The sequence below is a fragment of the Streptomyces sp. NPDC037273 genome (genome assembly GCF_055603625.1).
Genome location: NZ_JBVJVO010000003.1, coordinates 326104 through 346448, shown reverse-complemented (window position 1 = coordinate 346448; position 20345 = coordinate 326104). Strand labels below are relative to the sequence as shown.

The 20345-nt window shown below is 73.7% G+C and carries 18 protein-coding genes; 8 read left to right on the top strand and 10 right to left on the bottom strand.

Going from position 1 to position 20345, the window contains the following annotated elements; genetic code table 11:
* Window positions 1–7: 7 nt before the first annotated feature.
* Window positions 8–1369 (top strand): C40 family peptidase, encoded by a 1362-nt coding sequence (locus ACZ7G1_RS10910; RefSeq protein WP_470872370.1) that lies wholly within the window; start codon window positions 8–10, stop codon window positions 1367–1369.
* A gap of 7 nt (window positions 1370–1376) precedes the next feature.
* Here the strand turns inward: ACZ7G1_RS10910 and ACZ7G1_RS10905 are convergent, their stop codons facing one another.
* The 6 genes from ACZ7G1_RS10905 to ACZ7G1_RS10880 all read right to left on the bottom strand — a co-directional run bounded on the left by ACZ7G1_RS10905 (window position 1377) and on the right by ACZ7G1_RS10880 (window position 7845).
* Entirely contained in the window at window positions 1377–1910 is a 534-nt protein-coding gene (locus tag ACZ7G1_RS10905; RefSeq protein WP_470872372.1) for a DUF6584 family protein, read from the bottom strand.
* A gap of 61 nt (window positions 1911–1971) precedes the next feature.
* Complete coding sequence (locus ACZ7G1_RS10900) at window positions 1972–3207, bottom strand: styrene monooxygenase/indole monooxygenase family protein (RefSeq protein WP_470872373.1); 1236 nt, start codon at window positions 3205–3207, stop codon at window positions 1972–1974.
* 37 nt (window positions 3208–3244) lie between these two features.
* Entirely contained in the window at window positions 3245–3937 is a 693-nt protein-coding gene (locus tag ACZ7G1_RS10895) for a GTP-binding protein (RefSeq protein ID WP_470872374.1), read from the bottom strand.
* Window positions 3918–4331 (bottom strand): DUF742 domain-containing protein, encoded by a 414-nt coding sequence (locus ACZ7G1_RS10890; RefSeq protein WP_470872376.1) that lies wholly within the window; start codon window positions 4329–4331, stop codon window positions 3918–3920. The genes ACZ7G1_RS10895 and ACZ7G1_RS10890 overlap by 20 nt, the downstream gene beginning before the upstream one ends.
* Window positions 4328–4822, bottom strand: coding sequence for a roadblock/LC7 domain-containing protein (locus ACZ7G1_RS10885; protein WP_470872378.1), 495 nt, complete (start codon window positions 4820–4822; stop codon window positions 4328–4330). Before ACZ7G1_RS10885 ends, ACZ7G1_RS10890 begins: the two co-directional genes overlap by 4 nt.
* On the bottom strand, window positions 4819–7845 hold the full coding sequence (locus ACZ7G1_RS10880; protein ID WP_470872380.1) for a sensor histidine kinase: 3027 nt from the start codon (window positions 7843–7845) through the stop codon (window positions 4819–4821). The genes ACZ7G1_RS10885 and ACZ7G1_RS10880 overlap by 4 nt, the downstream gene beginning before the upstream one ends.
* A gap of 371 nt (window positions 7846–8216) precedes the next feature.
* Here ACZ7G1_RS10880 and ACZ7G1_RS10875 point away from each other — a divergent pair, with 371 nt between their 5' ends.
* Complete coding sequence (locus ACZ7G1_RS10875; RefSeq protein ID WP_470872381.1) at window positions 8217–8999, top strand: hypothetical protein; 783 nt, start codon at window positions 8217–8219, stop codon at window positions 8997–8999.
* 13 nt (window positions 9000–9012) lie between these two features.
* On the opposite strand, the gene ACZ7G1_RS10870 is transcribed toward ACZ7G1_RS10875, so the two are convergent.
* A complete protein-coding gene (locus ACZ7G1_RS10870) occupies window positions 9013–9495 on the bottom strand; it encodes a MarR family winged helix-turn-helix transcriptional regulator (protein ID WP_470872383.1) in 483 nt (160 codons plus the stop codon).
* A gap of 279 nt (window positions 9496–9774) precedes the next feature.
* Between ACZ7G1_RS10870 and ACZ7G1_RS10865 the strand changes: the two genes are divergently transcribed.
* Entirely contained in the window at window positions 9775–10608 is an 834-nt protein-coding gene (locus ACZ7G1_RS10865; protein WP_470872385.1) for a lysozyme, read from the top strand.
* 206 nt (window positions 10609–10814) lie between these two features.
* Entirely contained in the window at window positions 10815–11693 is an 879-nt protein-coding gene (locus tag ACZ7G1_RS10860) for a lytic polysaccharide monooxygenase auxiliary activity family 9 protein (protein WP_470872386.1), read from the top strand.
* Here the strand turns inward: ACZ7G1_RS10860 and ACZ7G1_RS10855 are convergent.
* Window positions 11690–12301: a DUF4240 domain-containing protein gene (locus ACZ7G1_RS10855; RefSeq protein WP_470872388.1), complete on the bottom strand. Its 612-nt coding sequence runs from the start codon at window positions 12299–12301 to the stop codon at window positions 11690–11692. The two genes, ACZ7G1_RS10860 and ACZ7G1_RS10855, sit on opposite strands and share 4 nt — an antisense overlap.
* Window positions 12302–12397: 96 nt before the next feature.
* The gene (lon, locus tag ACZ7G1_RS10850) at window positions 12398–14809 is read right to left on the bottom strand and encodes an endopeptidase La (protein ID WP_470872389.1); all 2412 of its coding nucleotides are present in this window, start codon (window positions 14807–14809) and stop codon (window positions 12398–12400) included.
* A 160-nt stretch (window positions 14810–14969) separates the two neighbouring features.
* Here lon and ACZ7G1_RS10845 point away from each other — a divergent pair, with 160 nt between their 5' ends.
* Window positions 14970–15578, top strand: a complete 609-nt coding sequence (locus tag ACZ7G1_RS10845; protein ID WP_471204070.1) for a GNAT family N-acetyltransferase — start codon at window positions 14970–14972, stop codon at window positions 15576–15578.
* Between the two features lie 124 nt (window positions 15579–15702).
* Window positions 15703–16254: a hypothetical protein gene (locus ACZ7G1_RS10840; RefSeq protein WP_470872392.1), complete on the top strand. Its 552-nt coding sequence runs from the start codon at window positions 15703–15705 to the stop codon at window positions 16252–16254.
* A 23-nt stretch (window positions 16255–16277) separates the two neighbouring features.
* On the opposite strand, the gene ACZ7G1_RS10835 is transcribed toward ACZ7G1_RS10840, so the two are convergent.
* Window positions 16278–16919 (bottom strand): TetR/AcrR family transcriptional regulator, encoded by a 642-nt coding sequence (locus tag ACZ7G1_RS10835; protein ID WP_470872394.1) that lies wholly within the window; start codon window positions 16917–16919, stop codon window positions 16278–16280.
* A gap of 195 nt (window positions 16920–17114) precedes the next feature.
* On the opposite strand from ACZ7G1_RS10835, the gene ACZ7G1_RS10830 reads away from it, so the two are divergent.
* Together ACZ7G1_RS10830 and surE are read left to right on the top strand one after the other, a co-directional pair.
* A complete protein-coding gene (locus ACZ7G1_RS10830; protein WP_470872396.1) occupies window positions 17115–18890 on the top strand; it encodes a glycoside hydrolase family 3 protein in 1776 nt (591 codons plus the stop codon).
* A 240-nt stretch (window positions 18891–19130) separates the two neighbouring features.
* Complete coding sequence (gene surE / locus ACZ7G1_RS10825; RefSeq protein ID WP_470872398.1) at window positions 19131–20204, top strand: 5'/3'-nucleotidase SurE; 1074 nt, start codon at window positions 19131–19133, stop codon at window positions 20202–20204.
* Window positions 20205–20345 lie beyond the last annotated feature (141 nt).

Sequence of the window (20345 nt, the reverse complement as noted above, 5' to 3'; positions counted from 1 at the left end):
TGGTGACGTGTCACACAAGCTGCTGCGCACGGTCTGCACGGGGGCGCTCGCCGCGGTGACCGCCCTCACCGGCGCCCTCCCCGCCACCGGCGCCGCCCCGCCCGACCCGCCCGCGGACCCCCCGGCCGAGGCCCCCGTCGCCTGGGCCGACCCCTCGGCCGAACCGGTCGGCCCGGTCGACCCGTCGGCGGAACCGGTCGGCCCGGTCGGCCCGGTCGACCCGGCGGCGGAACCGGTCGGCCCCTCGGCACCCGCCACGGGCCTCCCGCCGACGCCCCAGGACGCCGCCGTCCCCCCGACGGACCCCACCGACACCGCTGCCGCGCTCCCGCCCCCCGGCGGCGACTCCGTGACCGCGCTCCTGACCCGGCTGCGGGCGCTGTACCAGCAGGCCGAGGAGGCGACCGAGCGGTTCAACGCGGCCGAGGAGGCGCTGAAGGTGCAGACGGCCGACACCAGGAAGGTCACGGCCCGGCTGACGGCAGCGCGGACCGCGCTCGCGCAGGGGAGGGCCGAGGCGGGGCGGATCGCCAGGCAGCAGTACCAGGGCAGGTCCGAGTTCTCCTCGTACCTGCGGCTGCTGTTCTCGCCGGACCCCCAGTCCGCGCTCGACCAGGGGCACCTGATGGACCGGGCGGCCCGCGGGAGGGCCACGGCGGTCGAGCGGCTCGAAGGGGCCGAGCGGAAGGCGGACGCCCTGGCGAGCGCCTCGCGCAAGGCCCTCGACCGGCAGCAGGGCCTCGCGGCGACGCAGCGCACCCGGCGCGACGAGGTGACGAGGAAGCTGCGGGAGGTGGAGAAGCTGCTCGCGGGCCTCTCGCCCGAGCAGCTCACCCGGCTCACCGAACTCGAACGCGTCCAGACCGCGGGCGCCCAGCGCGAACTGCTCGACTCCGGCGTCCTGGACGGCACCCGCACCCCGTCCGGCGCGGGCGCCGAGGCGCTGCGCTTCGCGGTGGGCGAGATCGGCAAGCCGTACGAATGGGGGGCGGAGGGCCCGGACACGTACGACTGCTCCGGGCTGACCCAGCGGGCGTGGGCCGCCGCGGGGCGCGAGATCCCCCGGACCAGCCAGGAACAGTGGGCGACCCTCCCCCGCGTCGCCCTCGCCGAGCTCCGCCCCGGCGACCTGGTCGTGTACTTCCCCGGCGCCACCCACGTGGCCCTCTACCTCGGCGGCGGCCTGGTCGTGCAGGCCCCCCGCCCCGGCGGCAAGGTCAAGGTCTCCCCCGTCGCCGCGAACCCGCTGCTCGGAGCCGTACGCCCCGATCCCGACGGCCCGGCCCTGGAGACGTACACGCCTCCGGAGCTCCCGGCGGGGGCGCGGGAGGGCGGGGACGCGGGGTACGACCTGCCCTCCGCGTCGTAGGACCGGCCTACTCGAAGAGGGACTTGACGCCCAGCACCCAGAAGAAGCCGATGGAGCCCACGATCACGACGGCCGCCAGGATGCAGCCGAGGTCCGCGAGGGTGTCACCGAGCTTCTTCGGCTCGGCGCTGAAGGGCGCTCCGGCGTCCTCCTCGTACGAGAGGGGCTGGTCCCAGTCGACCGGCTCGCCGGTCTCCTCGGCGCGGGCCGTCCGCAGGGCCGTCAGCTGCCCCTCGGCGAAGGGCGTGGCGGCCAGCGCTTCGGGGCCGCTCCAGGCGAGCGCCCTCATCCGCCGCCCGACGGTCTCGTACCGCTCCTCGAAGGCGGCCGTCTCCGCCGCGTCCCGGTCCTCTTCGAGGTACATCCAGCGGCCCGCCTCCGCCGCGTCGCCGTACAGCCGGTAGACCTCGGCGAGGCGGCGGCGGAGGGTCAGGTCCCACGGGAAGGAGGAGACGAGGCCGCGCAGGCGCTGGCGCGCCATCGGGACGCGGCCCGCGGCGAGGTCGGCGTCGACGCGGGCCAGGGTGTTCGAGAGGGACATGGGGAGATTCTCGAACACTCCGGCCGGCGGATCGAACTCTTTTCGGAGGCGAGCGCTCCGGTCAGCCGCCGGTGACCTCGGCCAGGTAGGCGTTCGTCTTCTCCGGGTCGAAGAAGAAGTTCTCGAAGTCGGCCGGGTCGTCGAAGCCGTTCGCGAAGCGGTCGGCGACGGGCTGGAGCTGACCGGCGGCGCCGAGCAGGTTGAGGACGTGCTCCGGCGGCGGGGCGAGCATCGCGTTGGACCACTTGGTGACGTGCTGGGCGGTCTGCCAGTAGCGGTCGAAGGCGCCCCGCATCCACTCCTCGTCGAAGGGCTTGTCGCCGTGCTCGACGATGGCCGCGAGGTAGGCGGCGGCGCACTTGGCGGCCGAGTTGGAGCCCTGCCCGGTGATCGGGTCGTTGGCGACGACGACGTCGGCGACGCCGAGGACGAGACCGCCGCCGGGGAGCCGGCCGATCGGGTTGCGGACGGTCGGCGCGTACCGGCCGGCGAGGGTGCCGCCCGCGTCGGTCAGCTCGACCTTGGTGGCCCGCGCGTACTCCCAGGGCGTGAACTTCTCCATCAGCTCCAGCGTCAGCGCCAGATGGTCCGCGGGGTCCTTGACGCCCTGGAAGACGTCGAGCGGGCCGCCGGGGACGCCCTCCCAGAAGAGGATGTCGGCGCGGCCGCCGGTGGTGAGGGTCGGCATCACGAAGAGCTCGCCGACGCCCGGCACCACGTTGCAGCGGACCGCGTCGAAGTCGGGGTGCTCGGGGCGCGGGCCGAGGCCGTGCACGTACGCGACGGCCAGCGCGCGCTGCGGCTCGGTGTACGGCGAACGGGCGGCGTCGCGGCCGAACATGGAGACCAGTTCGCCCTTGCCGGCGGCGACGAGCACCAGGTCGTAGCCACGGGAGAAGTAGTCGAGGTCGCCGACGGCCACGCCGTGTATCACCAGCTGGCCGCCGCGCTGCGCGAAGGTCTCCATCCAGCCGGCCATCTTCACGCGCTGGTCGACGGACTGGGCGTAGCCGTCGAGCCGGCCGACCCAGTCGATCACGCGGGCGGAGTCGGGCCCGGCGACGGAGACGCCGAGGCCGTCGATCCGGGGGGCCTGGGACTCCCAGAAGTTGAGCCCGAGGTCCCGCTCGTGCTGGAGCGCGGTGTCGAACATGCACTGGGTGGACATGACCCGGCCGGACCGGATCTCGTCCGCCGTGCGGTTCGACATGAGGGTGACCTCGTACCCCCGCGTCTGGAGTCCGAGGGCGAGCTGCAGACCGGACTGGCCCGCGCCGACTATGAGTATCTTCCGCATGGGTGGTGCTCCTGGCGACTGTGAGCTACGGGGAGGGCTATTCGGGGGTGGCTTCGAGCGCGTGCGCGACCATCGCGAGCAGGCTCTCGACGACGCTGTAGCGCTTGCGCGCGTCCATGATCACCACGGGTACGTCCGCGGGGACCGTCAGGGCCTCCCTGACGTCCTCCGGCTCGAACACCTCGGTGCCCTCGAAGTGGTTGACGGCGACGATGTACGGCAGCCCACAGCTCTCGAAGTAGTCGAGGGCCGGGAAGCAGTCCGTCAGCCGCCGGGTGTCGGCGAGCACGATCGCGCCGATCGCGCCGCGCACCAGGTCGTCCCACATGAACCAGAAGCGCTGCTGCCCCGGCGTGCCGAAGACGTACAGCACCAGGTCGTTGTCGAGCGTGATCCGGCCGAAGTCCATCGCGACCGTGGTGGTCAGCTTGTCCGGCGTCGCGGTGAGGTCGTCGGTGTCCTCGCTGGCCCGGGTCATCAGCGCCTCGGTCTGCAGCGGGGTGATCTCCGAGACCGCGCGGACGAAGGTGGTCTTGCCGACGCCGAAGCCACCCGCGACCACGACCTTCGTCGCGATCGGGGCACGGGAGTGGTCGAGCTGCCAGTCCTGGGCGCCGTCCTCGGGGTCCGGCTCCACCGTGTCCGGTTCGGGCGCGCCCGGCTGGGAGGGGATGCCGGCGAGCGCCGGGGATTCGGAGACGGCGGAGGCGTCAGAGACGACGGAGTCCACTCAGCACCCTTTCGAGGAGCGCGCGGTCGGGCTGGCCGGTGCCGTGACCGGTCCCGTACACACGGATCTTTCCCTGGTCGGCCAGGTCGCTGAGCAGCACCCGGACGACACCCAACGGCATCTTGAGAAGCGCCGAGATCTCCGCGACCGTCCGCATCCGGCGGCAGATCTCGACGATGGCCCGCATCTCCGGCATCAGACCGCGGGCCGCGGGCCCGCCGTCCGTCAGGACCTTGCGGGCGGCGGGCGCTTCGAGCGCCGCCACGAAGGTCTCGACGAGCAGGATGTGCCCGAAGCGGGTACGGCCGCCGGTCAGCGAGTAGGGGCGCACGCGCGCGGGGCGCCGCCCGTCCCCTCGTATCGGCAGCTTGTGGACGTGGGAGGCGGACGTCACTGGGGGCTCTCCATCGACTTGCGCAGCTCGCTGCGGACTTCGGGGGTGAGTACGTGCCCGGCGCGGCCCACGAAGAGCGCCATGTGGTACGCCACGACGCTCATGTCGCAGTCGGGCGTGGCGTGCACGCCGAGCAGCGAGCCGTCGCTGATCGACATCACGAAGACGCTGCCCTCCTCCATCGCGACCATGGTCTGCTTGACCCCGCCGCCGTCCATCAGGCGCGCGGCGCCGATGGTGAGGCTCCCGATGCCGGAGACGATGGTGGCCAGGTCGGCGCTGGAGCCGCGCGGCCCGCCCGGACGGCCGGGTTCGGCGGCGGCCGGTGCGGCGGTCTGCTGGACTGCCGGGTCGGACGAGAGCAGCAGCAGCCCGTCGGAGGAGACGACGGCGACCGAGCGGACGCCGGGCACCTCCTCGACCAGATTGCCCAGCAGCCATTGCAGGTTGCGGGCCTCCGTGCTCAGTCCGAACGTTCCCGTCGCGGTCAACTGCGTGCCTCCTCGACTGTGTCCCCCGCCGTCTCCTCTGTACGTGCAGTCCTTATGGCCTCGGTCCGCGCCGTGTCCATCCGCTCCGTGCCCAACTCGGCCTCCACGTCGCGGCGTCCGGCCTTGGCGCCCTGGTGGAAGCCACCGAGCCGCCGCCTGAGGGCCTCCGCGTCCACACCGCTCTTCCGGGTGGTCGCGGCGGCGCCGGGCTGACGCACCACCTGCGGGGTGCGCTTCGGCAGCCCCTTGTCGGTCACCCGCTCCCACTGCGCCGGCCGCGGTCCGGGAACCCCCGCGTCCACGACCGTCTCCGGCTCCGCCGCGTGCGGAGCCGGGGGCTCCGAGGGGCGGGGGGCCTCGACGTGCTCCGCCGCGTGGGGAGCCGGGGGCTCCGAGGGGCGGGGGGCCTCGACGTGCTCCGCCGCGTGGGGAGCCGGGGGCTCCGAGGGGCGGGCCTCGACGTGCTCCGCCGCCCGCTCGTGCGCGTCCGGCTCCGGCGGCGGGTCGGGCAGCCGCACCTGGAGCGTGGTCTCCGAGACCGACTCCCCGAGGGGAGCGCGCTCACGGACGGGCGCGGGCGCCGGTTCGGGCGCGGGCGCCTGCTCGGGTTCCGGTTCGGGGGCGTACGCGGGCTCCGGCGCGGGCTCGTACGGCGCCGCGGGTGCGGGCGTCGGCTCCGGTTCCGGGGTGCGGGCGATCGGCTCGCCCGCGACTTCCGCCGCGAGGATGGCGCGCTCGGCGGCCTCGACGAGGGGGTCGCGGGTGCGGGACGGAAGGGTGTTGGAGTTGGCCTCGGCGGCCGAACCGGGGAAGTGGATCGTGGGGGCCGAGCCCGCCACCCGTACCGGGTGGGAGACGGTGGCCGGCGGGGCGGTGGGCAGCAGGGGCAGCGGGAGGACGACGACGGCCGCCGTGCCGCCCGGCTGCTGCTCGCGGAGCTCGACGCGGACGCCGTGGCGGGCGGCGAGCAGCGCGACGACCCGCATGCCGAGGCCCTCGCCGTCGAAGGCGTCCGGGTCGGCCTCGGCCAGCCGGGCGTTGAGCTCGGCGAACCGGGAGGCGGTCATGCCGATGCCCGCGTCCTGCACGGAGAGCATCACCTCGCCGCTCTCCAGGAGCCAGCCGGAGAGCTGGACCTCGGCGTCCGGCGGCGAGAAGGAGGTGGCGTTCTCCAGGAGTTCCGCGACCAGGTGGCTCAGGTCGTCCGCGGCGAAGCCGGCGACCTGGGCGTGCGGCGGCAGGGACTGGATGGTGACCCGCTCGTACCGCTCGATCTCGCTGACGGCGGCGCGCAGCACGTCGACCAGCGGGACGGGCCCGGGGTGGCCGTGGACGTGCTCGTGGCCGGCGAGCACCAGGAGGTTCTCGCTGTGGCGGCGCATGACAGTCGCGAGGTGGTCGAGCTTGAAGAGGGTGCCGAGGCGGTCCGGGTCCTGCTCGCGCTCCTCCAGCTTCTCGATGACGCCGAGCTGGCGTTCGACGAGCCCGAGGCTGCGCAGCGAGAGGTTGACGAAGGTGTGGTGGACGGTGCCCCTGAGCCGTTCGAGCTCGGCGGTGAGGAGGGCGACGCGGCCCTGGAGGTCGGCGCGCTGGGCGGCGAGTTCGGCGCTCGCTGCCTCCTTGGCCGCGATGAGGTCGGCCCGCTCGTCGGTGAGCCGCTCGGCGTGCCCCGCGAGGCCGGCGAGCTTGCCGTGCAGCGTGTTGAGGGACCGTACGACCTGGGCGAACTCGTCGTTGCGGCCGGTGAAGCGGACCGGCTCCTCGGTCTGCGGCGCGGGCGCGGCGGCAAGGCGCGCGGCGCCGATGCGGAGGACGGCGAGCGGCCGGGTGAGGGTGCGGGCGACATAGGTGGAGATGCCGATGGCGACCAGGAAGCAGCCGCCGAGGAAGGCGAGGCGCAGTTCGAGGGCGGTGACGTCGTCGTCGCGGAGCGCGCCGAAGCGCTCGACGCGCTCGGCGGCGAGGGCGGACTCGACCCCGCGCATCTGCTCGATGCGGGCGGAGAGCACGGATTCCAGGCCCGCCGGGTCGGTGGCGCGCTCGGACTCGGTGAGCCGGGGCTGGTCGGTGAGGGCCGCGAGCCGGCGTTCGGCGGTCTTGACGTCGGGGCCGGTGACGGTGGCGGCGAGGGAGTCGCGGGCGGAGGCTCCGGCGGCCTGGTCGAAGTCGCCGAGGGCGGCGAGTTCGCGGACGCGGGCCTGCTGGGCGGCGGCGCTGAGGGCGTCGCGGGCGTGCTCGGCCTCCGCGGCGCCTTCCGGCTCGTCGGCGACGTAGGTGCCGGTCGTGGCGTCGTAGTGGACTTCCCCGGTGGGCTCGGGCTGCGGCACGGAGAGCGCGGCGACGAGCAGTCCGCGGGTGGCGGAGGCCTGTTCGACGGCGCGGCCGAGGGCGGCCGGGGCGCGGGTGGCCTCGGTGAGCGAGGCGTCGGCGGCGCGGCCGGGGGTCTGGTCGGCGAGCTCGTCGGCGAGGGCCTGGAGCTTGGCGATGACGTCCGAGTACGCCTTGTGGGCCTCGATCGCCGTGCCCTTGCCGGTGAGCGCGGTGCGGCGGATGGAGGGCACGCCGGCGAGGTCGCGGCGGAGTTCGGTGGGGGCGGCGGGGCGGATCTCGTCGATCTGCCGGTCGACGCGGGTGGATCCTGTGTCGGTGATCTGCCGCTTGTGCTTGGCGTCGCCGGTCTGGGCGTCGCGGCCGGCGGCGATGTACGCGACGACCTGGTCGCGCTCGTCGGCGAGGGAGTGGGCCAGCGTGACGGCCTGCCGGTCGAGTTCGGCGAGGGTGACCAGGCGCTGGGAGTCGGTCAGCTCGGCGGAGGCGGCGAGGACGGCGGGGGCGCCGGCGGCGAGTACGGTGACGCCGACCAGGGCGACGCCCGCGACGAGACGGGTGCGGACGCGCTTGGGCCGGCCCGCGGGGCTCTTGGGCTGTGCCGTCGCGCCCTCAGGGGTCGGCTCCGCACCGGGGGCCTGGCTCCGCGTGCCGTTCTTGCTCCGAGGCCGCTTCATCTGCACCGGTGCTCGCATTCTTGACTCGTCCGCCCACAAAGCAGAGGTGACGACCGGTCACATGGAGCGCCCCCACCCCTGGTACGGCTTCCGACCATTCCAGCGCTTCTGGGAAGGGGGCGCGCATCGGCCGCTCCGCCACCCGAACGAGTGAACAACACTCCTGAGTTGGCGAACAACTTCCCCGGGGGCGCGTCGCGCGCCCCCGCGGGCCCCCGGTTGGATCTTCCGGGCGGGCTTTGGCAGGATGCCCGCCCGCAGCTCCCCGGAGGTGTCCGTTCCGCCTCTCGCGCCCCGGTCTTCCGCTTGGTACAGGCCATTTCCGGTCATTTGCAGGTCCCGTGAAGGAGCGCGCGCCCCTCGCGCCGGGGGCGGGCACACTGGGGCTCATGCGCAGCGATGTCGCCACCCTCCCCGGCAGTCCCGAACGCCCCAACGAGGACTGGGTGGCCAGTGCTCTGCCCGTCGCGGGCCGCGGCGGAACCGTCGTGCTGCTCGACGGCGTCACACCACCCGCCGGTGATGACGGTTGTGTGCACACGGTGCCCTGGTTCACCGCACGCCTCGGCGGGGCTTTGACCGAACTGTCCGCTTCCCGGCCGGACATGCCCCTGTCCGAGATCCTGTCGCGGGCAATCCGGCGCACCGCGGACGCCCACCGTGGAACCTGTGACCTTTCTCACGTGCGTACGCCCCAGGCGACCGTCGTCCTCGCCCGCTGGGACGAGGCCTCCGTCGAGCATCTCGTGCTCTCCGACTCCACCCTCCTCCTGGAGGCGCCGGACGGCACGGTCCGGGCCGTCCTCGACGACCGGCTCGACCGGGTCCCCGACGAGGTCCGCCGCTCCCTCGCCGCGACCGACCGTCTCCGCAACCAGGAGGGCGGCTTCTTCACGGCCGCCGCGGACCCCGCCGTCGCCGCGCGCGCCGTGACCGGCACCACCCCGCGCACGGACGTGCGCGCCCTGGCCGCGCTCACCGACGGCGCGAGCCGCTGGGTCGACCTCTTCGCCGCCGGCGACTGGACGGCCTGTCTCGCCCTCCTCCGCGACGAGGGCCCGGCCGCCCTCCTTCGCCGCGTCCGTTCCCTGGAGACCGCGGACGCCGAGACCGGCGGCGCCCACCGCTGGAAGCGCCACGACGACGCCACGGCCGTCTACGTGGAGCTCTGACCGCCCGTGGGGGTCAGCCCTCGGCCCGTACGTTGAAGTGGTGCAGCAGTCTGGCCAGTTCGGCGACCTCCCCGCGGTCCCAGTCCACCAGCTTCCGCACGTACCGCTCCCGCCGCGCGTCCCGCACGTGCCGGAACCGGTCGCGCCCCTCCTCGGTCAGCCGCACCAGCGACGCCCGCCCGTCGGCCGGGTCCGGGTCCCGCACGACGAGCCCCAGCATCTCCAGCGCCCTCAGCTGCCGGCTCATCGTCGCCTTGCCGACCCCGAAGTAGCCGGCCAGCTCCGTCGCGCGCTGCGGCCCCACCTCGTCCAGCCGCACGAACAGGCCGTACGCCGCCGGTTCCAGCTCGGGATGCACCTCGCGCGCCATCTCCCCCGACTGCGCCCGCGCCCTGCGCAGGAACACCGCCAGCTCCCGCTCCAGGGCCAGGAACTCCGGATCCACCCCTCCGGTCCCGACGCCCCGGCCCTCACTTCCCGTACCGCTTCCGTGCACGTCAGCACCTCCCACGCGTTCTCCGGCGGATGTCCGGCCCGTCCGGCCGCCGGTTTCCGGCGGCTGAAAGTTTCTTCCCTCCACGGCCATCGCCGCAGCTCCCCCAGTATTTCGCAGGAGTAGACCAACGGCGGCGACCAGGCCCCCTTCCGCCGGGTGGGTCTACGTGCGTAGCGTCATCCCCGGCGCATGACTGACATGTCCACACCATGAGCTGTGGGCGGCGTGCGTCCGCTCCCCCAACAGAGCTCCCCCCACCGAGCCTTTCGGAGGCACGCAATGCGTGTGCACAGATCCGGAACGACCCTCGCCGGCGCCGCACTGGCGGCGCTGGCCCTGCTCCTGCCCCTCGCCGGTCCGGCCGGCGCCGCCCAGGACCCCGGCACCCGGGTCGCGCCGCAGCGCGGTTCGGCCTACATGGGCATGGGCGTGATCGCGCACGACGGGAAGGGCGCGAAGCCCGCCGGCGGCGCGGCGACCCTGGCCGCCCAGACGGAAGGCGTGGACGTCTCCAGCCACAACGGGAACGTGGCCTGGTCCACGCTGTGGAACAGCGGGGTCAAGTGGGCCTACGTCAAGGCGACGGAAGGCACGTACTACAAGAACACGTACTTCACGCAGCAGTACACCGGCTCGTACAACGTCGGCATGATCCGGGGCACGTACCACTTCGCCACCCCGGACACGACGAGCGGCGCGGCCCAGGCCGACTACTTCGTGAACAACGGCGGCGGCTGGTCGAAGGACGGCAGGACGCTGCCGGGGGTGCTCGACATCGAGTGGAACCCGTACGGCGCGACCTGCTACGGCAAGACCGCCTCCGGGATGGTCGCCTGGATCCAGGACTTCGTGAACCGCTACCGGTACCGGACGGGCCGCGACCCGGTGATCTACACGGCGACGAGCTGGTGGAAGCAGTGCACCGGCAACTCCGCCGCGTTCGCGAACACCAACCCGCTGTGGATCGCGCGGTACGCCGCCGAGGTCGGCGAACTCCCGGCCGGCTGGCCGTACTACACCATCTGGCAGTACACCTCCTCCGGCCCCACGGTCGGCGACCACAACCACTTCAACGGCGACTACTCGCGCGTACAGGCGCTCGCGAACGGCTGACCTGGCCTTCGGCGCGTCCCTCGGTCCGCGGCGGCTCCCCGGGTGTGCGGCACCCCGGGGGGCCGCCGCGGCTTTTTCGACGCCACCCCTTGCCCATTGGTATGGACCAATGCGAGGCTCTACGGCGGTCGCCCGGACGCAACTCCCGTGCGACCGGCGCGCGTTGCTCGTCCCGTACTCCCCCACGCACGAGAGAGAGCCCCCGCATGGCCTCCTACCGCCGCACCCCCGCCGTCGCCGCCACCCTGTCGGCCGCCGCGCTCGTCGCCCTCACCCCCACCACGGCCGGCGCGCACGGAGCCGTCTTCAACCCCGTCAGCCGGATCGCCGCCTGCTACGCCGAGGGCCCGGAGACGCCCAAGTCGCAGGTGTGCAAGGACCTCGTCGCCGACTCCGGCACCCAGCCGCTCTACGACTGGAACGAGGTCAACATCGCCAACGCCGACGGGCAGCACCGGGCGCTCATCCCGGACGGCAAGCTCTGTTCGGCGAACCGCGCCAAGTACCGCGCCCTCGACTGGGCGCGGACCGACTGGCCGTCCACGGCCGTCGCCGCGGGCTCCTTCGACTTCAAGGTCCGGGTGACCGCGCCCCACTCGGGCACCATGACCGTCTACATCACCAAGCCGGGCTTCGACCCGACGCAGCCGCTCAAGTGGTCGGACCTGGACGCGACCCCCGTCGCCGTCTACAACACCACCCGCACCTCGACCGACGGCTACTACAACTTCACCGGTCAGCTGCCGGCCCGCACCGGCCGCCACATCGTCTACAAGGTCTGGCAGCGCAACGACAGCCCCGAGGCCTTCTACAGCTGCTCGGACGTCACCTTCGGCGGTACGGCGACGGGCACGGCCGCCAAGGCCCAGGCCCCGACCGAGTCCAAGATCGCGGCCGGCGCGGCCCTGTCCACCGTGAGCCACGCGGGCCACGGCGGCGACGAGCAGGCCCCGGCCCTCTCCGCCGAGGCCGGCACCTCGCCCTCCTCGCCGCTCCCCCTCGCCCTCGCGGGCGCGGGCGCCATCGCCGCCTTCGCGGCCGGCAGCCTCCTCCTGGGCCGGCGCCGGAACTCGTCCGCCTCCTAGGAGCCGGACGATCCGAGCGGGAAGAGGGCGGTGAGCCGGGGTATCGCCAACCCCTCCGGCCGAGCCCCCCGGGTCAGCCCGCCCTCTTCCCACTCTCCACCGGGTTCTCCGCCGAACCCTTCCCCGAGTTCCTCGGCGAGCTCCTCGACCGCGTCGAGGAACTCGTCGCCCTCGTCGTCCTCCTGGCCGGTCAGCTCGTCGAAGACGTCCTGCGCGACGTAGTCGAGCTCCTCCCACTCGGGCCACTCGTGGTCGTGCCAGTCGTCGCGGTCCCGGCCGGCGAGCGCCAGCACCTCGGGCACGTCGGCGAGCGCGTCGGGATCGGCGACGACCGACTCGTACACCTCGCGTCCCTGGCCGACCAGCCAGAGCGTGAAGTAGTGCAGGCCGTCGTCGGTGCAGGCACCGCTCTCGACGCGGTTGGCGGCCGTCCACACCGCGCGCGTGTGGGCGGCGTCGCACGCGGCTTCGAGCCGGACCTGGAACGCCACGCTCTCGGCGGCCGGACGCCGTATCAGCTCCGCCCGCAGCCACTCCAGACGCTCGTCCCGGTCACCGGGGCGGCGGCTCAACTCGTCGATGAGAGCCCAGAAGGCGTCGTCGTTCATGCGTACGAGCATGCCAGCCCCGACTGACATCCGGACACGCGGAAGCGGGGTGCCCGCAGAGGACACCCCGCTCATCCGTCCGTCGCCGCCCGGCCGTTACGCGGCCACGCCGACCGGCACCGCTGCCGGGGCGAGCGCGATCTCCAGGACCTGCCGGACGTCCGTCACCGGGTGGACCTCCAGCTTCTCCAGGATCTCGGCCGGGACGTCGTCCAGATCGGCCTCGTTCCGCTTGGGGATCACGACCGTGGTGATGCCCGCCCGGTGCGCGGCGAGGAGCTTCTGCTTCACGCCGCCGATCGGGAGGACCCGGCCGGTGAGGGACACCTCGCCGGTCATGGCCACGTCCGTACGGACCAGGCGGCCGCTCAGCAGCGAGGCGAGGGCGGTCGTCATGGTGACGCCCGCGCTCGGTCCGTCCTTCGGGACCGCGCCCGCCGGGAAGTGGATGTGCACGCCCCGGTCCTTGAGGCCGGTGACGGGCAGTTCCAGTTCCGCGCCGTGCGAGCGGAGGAAGGAGAGCGCGATCTGCGCGGACTCCTTCATCACGTCGCCCAGCTGCCCGGTGAGGGTGAGCCCGGCGGCGCCGGTCTCGGGGTCGGCGAGGGACGCCTCGACGAAGAGCACGTCACCGCCCGCGCCGGTCACGGCGAGCCCGGTGGCGACACCGGGCACCGCCGTGCGCCGCTCGGCCGGGTCCTGGGCGGACTCGGGCACGTGGTGCGGCCGGCCGATGAGCTCGCGCAGGTCATCCGGCGTGACGGTGAACGGCAGCTCCCGGTCGCCCAGTTCGTGCTGCGCCGCGACCTTGCGGAGCAGCCGGGCGATCGACCGCTCCAGGGTGCGGACGCCCGCCTCACGGGTGTACTCGCCGGCCAGCTTCCGCAGCGACGCGTCCTCGAGGACGACCTCGCCGGGCTCCAGTCCGGCCCGCTCCAGCTGGCGCGGGAGCAGGTGGTCGCGGGCGATGACGACCTTCTCGTCCTCGGTGTAGCCGTCGAGCCGGACGAGCTCCATGCGGTCGAGGAGCGCCTCAGGGATGGCTTCGAGGACGTTGGCGGTGGCGAGGAAGACGACGTCGGAGAGGTCGAGTTCGACCTCCAGGTAGTGGTCGCGGAAGGTGTGGTTCTGCGCGGGGTCGAGGACTTCGAGGAGGGCCGCCGCCGGGTCGCCCCGGAAGTCGGAGCCGACCTTGTCGATCTCGTCGAGCAGGACCACCGGGTTCATGGACCCGGCCTCCTTGATGGCCCGGACGATCCGGCCGGGCAGCGCGCCGACGTAGGTGCGCCGGTGACCGCGGATCTCCGCCTCGTCGCGGACGCCGCCGAGGGCGACCCGGACGAACTGCCGGCCCATGGCGTGGGCGACGGACTCGCCGAGGGACGTCTTGCCGACGCCGGGCGGGCCGACGAGGGCGAGTACGGCTCCGCCGCGGCGGCCGCCGACGACACCGAGGCCGCGCTCGGAGCGCCGCTTGCGCACCGCGAGGTACTCGGTGATGCGTTCCTTCACGTCGTCCAGGCCCGCGTGCTCGGCGTCGAGGACGGCGCGGGCGCCCCGGATGTCGTACTGGTCCTCGGTCCGCTCGTTCCAGGGCAGTTCGAGAACGGTGTCGAGCCAGGTGCGGATCCAGGAGCCCTCGGGGGACTGGTCGCTGGACCGCTCCAGCTTCTCGACCTCCTTGAGGGCGGCCTCCCGCACCTTCTCGGGCAGGTCGGCGGCCTCCACGCGGGCGCGGTAGTCGTCGGACTCGTCGCCCTCGGCCTCGCCGTTGAGGTCGCGGAGCTCCTTGCGCACGGCTTCGAGCTGGCGGCGGAGCAGGAACTCGCGCTGCTGCTTGTCGACGCCCTCCTGGACGTCCTTGGCGATGGTCTCGGCGACGTCCTGCTCGGCGAGGTGCTCGCGGAGCTGGGCGGTGGCCAGCTTGAGGCGGGCGACCGGGTCCGCGGCCTCCAGGAGCGCGACCTTCTGCTCGACGGTGAGGAAGGGCGAGTACCCGGCGTTGTCCGCGAGGGCTCCGACCGCGTCGATCTGCTGGACGCGGTCGACGACCTGCCAGGCTCCGCGCTTCTTGAGCCAGCTGGTCGCGAGGGCTTTGTACTCCTTGACCAGTTCGGTCACGGAGCCGGGCAGCGGGTCGGGCAGCGTCTCCTCGACGGTGCTCCCCTCGACCCACAGGGCGGCGCCGGGTCCCGTGGTGCCGGCGCCGATGCGCACGCGCCCGATGCCGCGGATCAGCGCGCCGGGGTCGCCGTCCGACAGCCGCCCCACCTGCTCGACGGTGCCCAGGACGCCCGTTCCGGCATACGTCCCGTCCACCCGGGGCACCAACAGCACCCGCGGCTTGCCGGCGCCGGACCTGGCGGCGGCCTGGGCGGCCTCCACGGCGGCCCGTACATCGGTGTCGGACAGGTCGAGCGGAACCACCATGCCGGGCAGCACGACCTCGTCATCGAGCGGCAGCACAGGCAGAGTGAGCGGCACGGACGGCTTGGACTCAGAAGCCATGATCTCCCCTTCGGCAGTCAAGTTGAGCTGTACCGACTCAATGCATGTGAGCCCACGAATGTTCCCGGCCGCCCGTTCGCTCTGAGCGATCACCCCCACGCGGGCGCGTGGCGCGGGATGTAATGCCTGTATGGATATAGCAGCCATTACATCGGCTTGGGTGGCGGGCTGGACCGTCTCCCGCGGCACTCCGGCCGCCGTGCCCGAGCCCTGGGGCCACCGCATCGACGTCGGCCTGCCCCGCCACGTCGTGCGGCACGTCCTGCCCGCCCCCGACGCGGCCTCCGTCGGCGCGCTCTGCGCCCGCCTCACGGAGCCGTACAGCTGGCTCAAGGTGATGGCACCCCCGGAGGAGGTGACCCCCTGGATCACCGCGGGCTGGACGGTCCCCGACGACCCCGGCTACATGATGGTCAAGCCGCTGGACGCGGGCGCGCGGCCCGCGCCGCCGGAGGGGTACGCCCGGACCACCGAGACCCGGGACGGCGTCATCCTGGTCCGGATCCTCGCCCAGGACGGCACCCTCGCCGCCTCCGGCCGGATCGCCCCCACCGGCTCCACCGCCGTCGCCGACCAGATCGAGACCGACGCCGCCCACCGGCGCCGCGGCCTGGGTTCCAACGTCATGCGCACCCTGGAGGCCGCGGCCGCCCAGGCCGGCGCCACCACCGGCATCCTCGCCGCCACCACCGACGGCCTCGCCCTCTACGACTCCCTCGACTGGCGCTACCGCGGCCGCATCACCGGAATCGTCCGCGACGGCGCCTGAGCCCGGGGCGGGACGGACACCCTCCCCGCCCGCGGCGGCGCCCGGACCCGGTCCCCCGCCCGCCGGGCCCGCCGACCCGCCCGTCCGGCTGCGCGGAAGGCACCGGACGGGGCATGCTCGATCCATGACGCGAGGTGTACGGGGGAAGTGGTGCGGGTCGCTGCTGCTCGCGGCGGCGCTGGCCGTCGGCGGTGCGAGCGGCTGCGGGCCCGGGGTGCCGCCGGCGCCGGGTGGGTCGGCCTCGGAGGCGGGCGCGACCGCCGCGCCGTCGGCGGATCCTCCGGCCACGGTCGCGACGACGGCGTCCGCGAGCGCGTCGCGGGACCCGCAGCCTTCCGAGGTGCTGGTCGAGGTGGTCGTCAACGGCGGCCTCGCCGGGGTCCGTAACCAGCTCGTCGTGCACTACGACGGCGGCTGGACCGTCGACTCCGGGACCAAGCCGCCCAGGAGCGGGCGGATGACCCCGGCCGGCACCGCCGAGCTGCGGGCGGCCCTGGAGGACCCCGCGTACGCCCGGGTTCCGGCGCGGCCGACCGGCGCCCCGATCCCCGACGGGTTCCAGTACTACGTCACGTACCGCCACCATCTCGTGGTCGCGGACGACGGGGAGCGTCCGCCGGCCCTGCAGCGGGTCTTCGCCGCCCTGCCGGAGGGCGGGCCGCCGACGAACCCCTGAGGCTTGGCCCGGCCGGGCCCCCGTCAGGCGCCGGAGGCCGCGATCTCCGCGTACCGGCGGCGGAGGTAGTCGCGGACGCGGGCCGGCATGTCCATCGAGGACGGGTCGAGCGCCCACTGGATCTGGAAGCCGTCCATGACGGCGAGGTGCTCCTGGGCGACGGCGAGGCAGTTGATGCCGGGGCGCAGTTCGCCGCGCAGCACGGCCGCGTCCAGGAGTTCCACGGTGTGCCGGAGCACGCGCGCGTAGCGCTCCTTGAAGTACTCGTGGGCGGGGTGGCCGATGTTGCCGGACTCGCCGACCAGGACGTTGAACATGCGGACGATGCCGGGGCGCCGGGTGTTCTCCTCGATCAGGGCGACGAGGGTGTCGAGGTAGGCCGCGTACGAGACGGGGTCCTCGCCGAACAGGCGCTCCACGTCGTGCTGTTCGCTCTGCGCGAGGACCGAGAGGAGCAGGTCCTCCTTGCTGCGGAAGTGGTGCAGCAGACCGCCCTGGGTGATGCCGCAGTCGTGGGCGATCCGGGCGAGCGAGGAGGCGTGGAAGCCCCAGCGTCCGAAGTGGTCGATCGCGGTGTCCAGGATCTTCTGGCGGCGCGCGTCACCGACCGCGTAACCGCCCCGGCCTGCGCTCTTGCGGGGCGTTCGGCCCGTGTTCTCCGGCATGGGGCCACCTTAGACCGGCCCGGAAAGGCCCTTTTCTCTTGTGACCCAGGACACATTCCAGAAACCTAGTGGCCACTCGGTTTTCACACTTAGCCTGAGGGCGCGAGAAACCAAGCAGTCACTCGGTTTTCGCGTCCGGCCCGACGACGTCCCAGGGCGGAACCGCTCTATCCGGCCACACCCAGGAGCCCTGACATGCACCCGTACCAGGACCCCACCCGCCCCGTCGACGAGCGCGTGGAGGACCTCCTCTCGCGCATGACGCTGGAGGAGAAGGCCGGACAGCTCTTCCACACGATGCTGATGATGAACGCCGACGGCACCCCGGTGACCGAGACCGACGGCGAGATGCTGGAGCGCACCACCCCGGAGCTGATCCAGGACCTGAAGCTCACCCACTTCAACCTGCTCGGCACCTACGGCGCCCGCGAGATGGCGCTCTGGCACAACGCGATCCAGGAGATGGCCGAGAGCACCCGGCTCGGCATCCCCGTATCGCTCTCCACCGACCCCCGCCACGCCTTCACGGACAACATCGGCGCCTCCTTCAACGCCGGCGCCTTCTCCGCCTGGCCCGAGGCCCTCGGCCTCGCCGCGATCGGCGACCCCGAGCTGGTCTTCCGCTTCGCCGACACCGTCCGCCGCGAATACCTCTCCGTCGGCTTCCGCACCGCGCTCCACCCGCAGATCGACCTCGCCACCGAACCCCGCTGGTCGCGCCAGTCCGGCACCTTCGGCTCCGACGCGAAGCTCACGGGCGAGCTGGTCGAGGCGTACGTCCGCGGCCTCCAGGGCCCCGAGCTCGGCCCGGACTCGGTCGCCGCGATGGTCAAGCACTTCCCCGGCGGCGGCCCGCAGAAGGACGGCGAGGACCCGCACTTCCCGCACGGCAAGGAGCAGGTCTACCCGGGCGGCATGCGCGAGCACCACCTGGAGCCCTTCAAGGCCGCCATCGCCGCCGGCTGCTCGCAGATGATGCCGTACTACGGCCAGCCGATCGGCACCGACTGGGAAGAGGTCGGCTTCGGCTTCAACAAGGGCGTCATCACCGGCCTGCTCCGCGAGCAGCTCGGCTTCACCGGCATCGTCTGCACCGACTGGGGCCTCCTGGAGGACTCCTCGATCTTCGGCGAGCCGCACGAGGCCCGCGCCTGGGGCGTCGAGCACCTCAGCGTGGCCGAGCGGGCCGCGAAGGCGCTCGACGCCGGCGCGGACCAGTTCGGCGGCGAGGAGTGCCCCGGGGTGATCGTGGAGCTCGTCGAGCGGGGCCGAGTCCCCGAGGCGCGCGTCGACGCCTCCGTACGCCGCCTGCTGCGCGAGAAGTTCCTGCTCGGCCTCTTCGACCGGCGCCGGTACGTCGACCCCGACGAGGCCGCCGAGACCGTCGGCCGCGCCGACTTCGCGGCGCTCGGCGCCGCCGCCCAGCGCCGCTCCCTCACCGTCCTCACCGACGGACCGCTCCCCCTCACGGGCCGGCCGAAGCTGCACGTGGAGAACGTCGACCCGGCGGTCGCGGCGGCGTACGGCGAGGTCGTCGCCGGGCCCGCCGAGGCCGACCTCGCGGTGCTGCGGCTGCGCACCCCGTACGAGGAGCGGCCCAACCGCTTCGAGTCCTTCTTCCACTCCGGCTCCCTCGCCTTCCCCGACGAGGAGCTGGCCCGGATCCTCGGACTGCTCGCCGCCGTGCCGACGGTGGTCTGCGTCAACCTGGAGCGGCCCGCCGTCCTCCCGGAGATCGCCGAGCACGCGGCCGCGCTGATCGCCGACTACGGCGCGAGCGACGAGGCCCTGCTCGACGTGGCCTTCGGCCGGGCCAGGGCCGAGGGCCGGCTGCCCTTCGAGCTGCCGCGCTCGATGGCGGCCGTCGAGGCCTCCCGCCCCGACGTCCCCAACGACACGGCCGACCCGGTCTTCCCCCACGGCCACGGCCTGGACCTGACCCCGGACCCGGACCCGGCCGCGGCCCGGTAGCCGTACCAGCCGGTGTCCCGGCGGCGGCCCGGTAGCCGCACCAGCCGGTGTCCCGGCGGCGCCACCGCCGCGCCACCGGCGGCGACCACCGCCGGGACACCCCGGCGACGAGCGTCGCCGCACCCCGAGACCGCGGGGGACCTGAACGACCCCGCGCACGATCCGGGGGCCTGCCCGTGGGGGGCCGGGCCCCCGGATCCTCTTCACCTGCCCGCATGTCATGCACCTGAAGGGTTCTCCATGCGCAAGCGCGCCTTCCTCGCCCTCGCGGGATCCGTCCTGCTCGCCACCGCCGGCGTCACGGCCTACGCGGCGACCCCCGCCGGCACCACCGGCTCCGCCGCACAGCCCCTCGCCGGGATGCGGATCCTCCTCTCCAACGACGACTCCATGCAGGCCGCCAAGGCGAGCAACTCCGACGGCCTCGGCCTGTACGAGCTCCGCCGCGCGATGTGCGCCGCGGGCGCCGACGTCGTCGTCATGGCCCCCTGGCAGGTCCAGTCGGGCAAGGGCACCGCCGTCACCAACGGCGGCGTCGTCACCGCCCAGCGCCGCACCACCCTGCCCGCCGGATACGAGAACGACTGCGCCCAGGCCCCGGCCGGCGGCGCCGTCTACGGCGTCTGCCTCTCCGACGGCCCCTGCGCCAAGGACTCCCCGTCCGCCACCCCGGCCGACACCGTCAAGCTCGCCCTGCGCGCCGGACTCAAGGCCAAGGCCGGCTGGACCGAGGCCCCCGACCTCGTCCTCACCGGCATCAACTCCGGCCCCAACGTCTCCGCCAGCGTCAACGACTCCGGCACGGTCGGCGCGGCCGTCGCCGCCGTCGACCAGGGCGTCCCCGCCATCGCCTTCTCCTCGTCCGGCGACGACAGCAACCTGTACTTCCCCCGCGTCAACTACCGGGCCAACGCCGAGTTCGGCGCCCGCTTCGTCGCGGGCCTCAAGCAGCGCGGGCTGCTGACCCCGGAGTTCGCCCTGAAGGTCGACTACCCGGACGTCAGCACGGGCGCGCGTGCGAAGGCCCCGGTGTGGACGAGCGTCGGCGACGGCGCCGTCGTCTACCACGCCTTCGAGCAGCGCGGTAACGGCGACTCCTTCGACATCGCGCTCGGCCTCTGCCCGGTCGACGGCAGCGGCGAGGGCGAGTGCGCCGAGGGCCGTGACGACGCCGACTCCACCTGGCTGCTCGACCGCGGCCACGTCACCATCGCCCCGATCACCTGGGACCGCACCTACGGCACCCCCACCACCGCCCGCCGTCAACTCAACCGCGTCGAGCACTTCGTCGAGCACGAGGCACCGCGCCCCTGACCCCGCCGGGTCCGCCCCGTACGCACCCCTCGCCGGCCGGTTCCGCTCGCCGGCCGGCGAGTCCGCCGCGTGACCCCTCGGTGGCGAAACGTGTTGGTCCCGGCGTCCCCGCCCCGCGAGGATGGCCGGGACCGACTGCCG

Excerpts from the sequence above, each read along its gene's own strand:
- surE (WP_470872398.1), top strand. The coding sequence starts at position 19,131 with ATGCGCAAGCGCGCCTTCCTCGCCCTCGCGGGATCCGTCCTGCTCGCC.
- ACZ7G1_RS10855 (WP_470872388.1), bottom strand. The coding sequence starts at position 12,301 with ATGAACGACGACGCCTTCTGGGCTCTCATCGACGAGTTGAGCCGCCGC.
- ACZ7G1_RS10860 (WP_470872386.1), top strand. The coding sequence starts at position 10,815 with ATGGCCTCCTACCGCCGCACCCCCGCCGTCGCCGCCACCCTGTCGGCC.
- ACZ7G1_RS10875 (WP_470872381.1), top strand. The coding sequence starts at position 8,217 with ATGCGCAGCGATGTCGCCACCCTCCCCGGCAGTCCCGAACGCCCCAAC.
- ACZ7G1_RS10830 (WP_470872396.1), top strand. The coding sequence starts at position 17,115 with ATGCACCCGTACCAGGACCCCACCCGCCCCGTCGACGAGCGCGTGGAG.
- ACZ7G1_RS10865 (WP_470872385.1), top strand. The coding sequence starts at position 9,775 with ATGCGTGTGCACAGATCCGGAACGACCCTCGCCGGCGCCGCACTGGCG.
- ACZ7G1_RS10900 (WP_470872373.1), bottom strand. The coding sequence starts at position 3,207 with ATGCGGAAGATACTCATAGTCGGCGCGGGCCAGTCCGGTCTGCAGCTC.
- ACZ7G1_RS10840 (WP_470872392.1), top strand. The coding sequence starts at position 15,703 with ATGACGCGAGGTGTACGGGGGAAGTGGTGCGGGTCGCTGCTGCTCGCG.
- lon (WP_470872389.1), bottom strand. The coding sequence starts at position 14,809 with ATGGCTTCTGAGTCCAAGCCGTCCGTGCCGCTCACTCTGCCTGTGCTG.
- ACZ7G1_RS10880 (WP_470872380.1), bottom strand. The coding sequence starts at position 7,845 with ATGCGAGCACCGGTGCAGATGAAGCGGCCTCGGAGCAAGAACGGCACG.
- ACZ7G1_RS10835 (WP_470872394.1), bottom strand. The coding sequence starts at position 16,919 with ATGCCGGAGAACACGGGCCGAACGCCCCGCAAGAGCGCAGGCCGGGGC.
- ACZ7G1_RS10905 (WP_470872372.1), bottom strand. The coding sequence starts at position 1,910 with ATGTCCCTCTCGAACACCCTGGCCCGCGTCGACGCCGACCTCGCCGCG.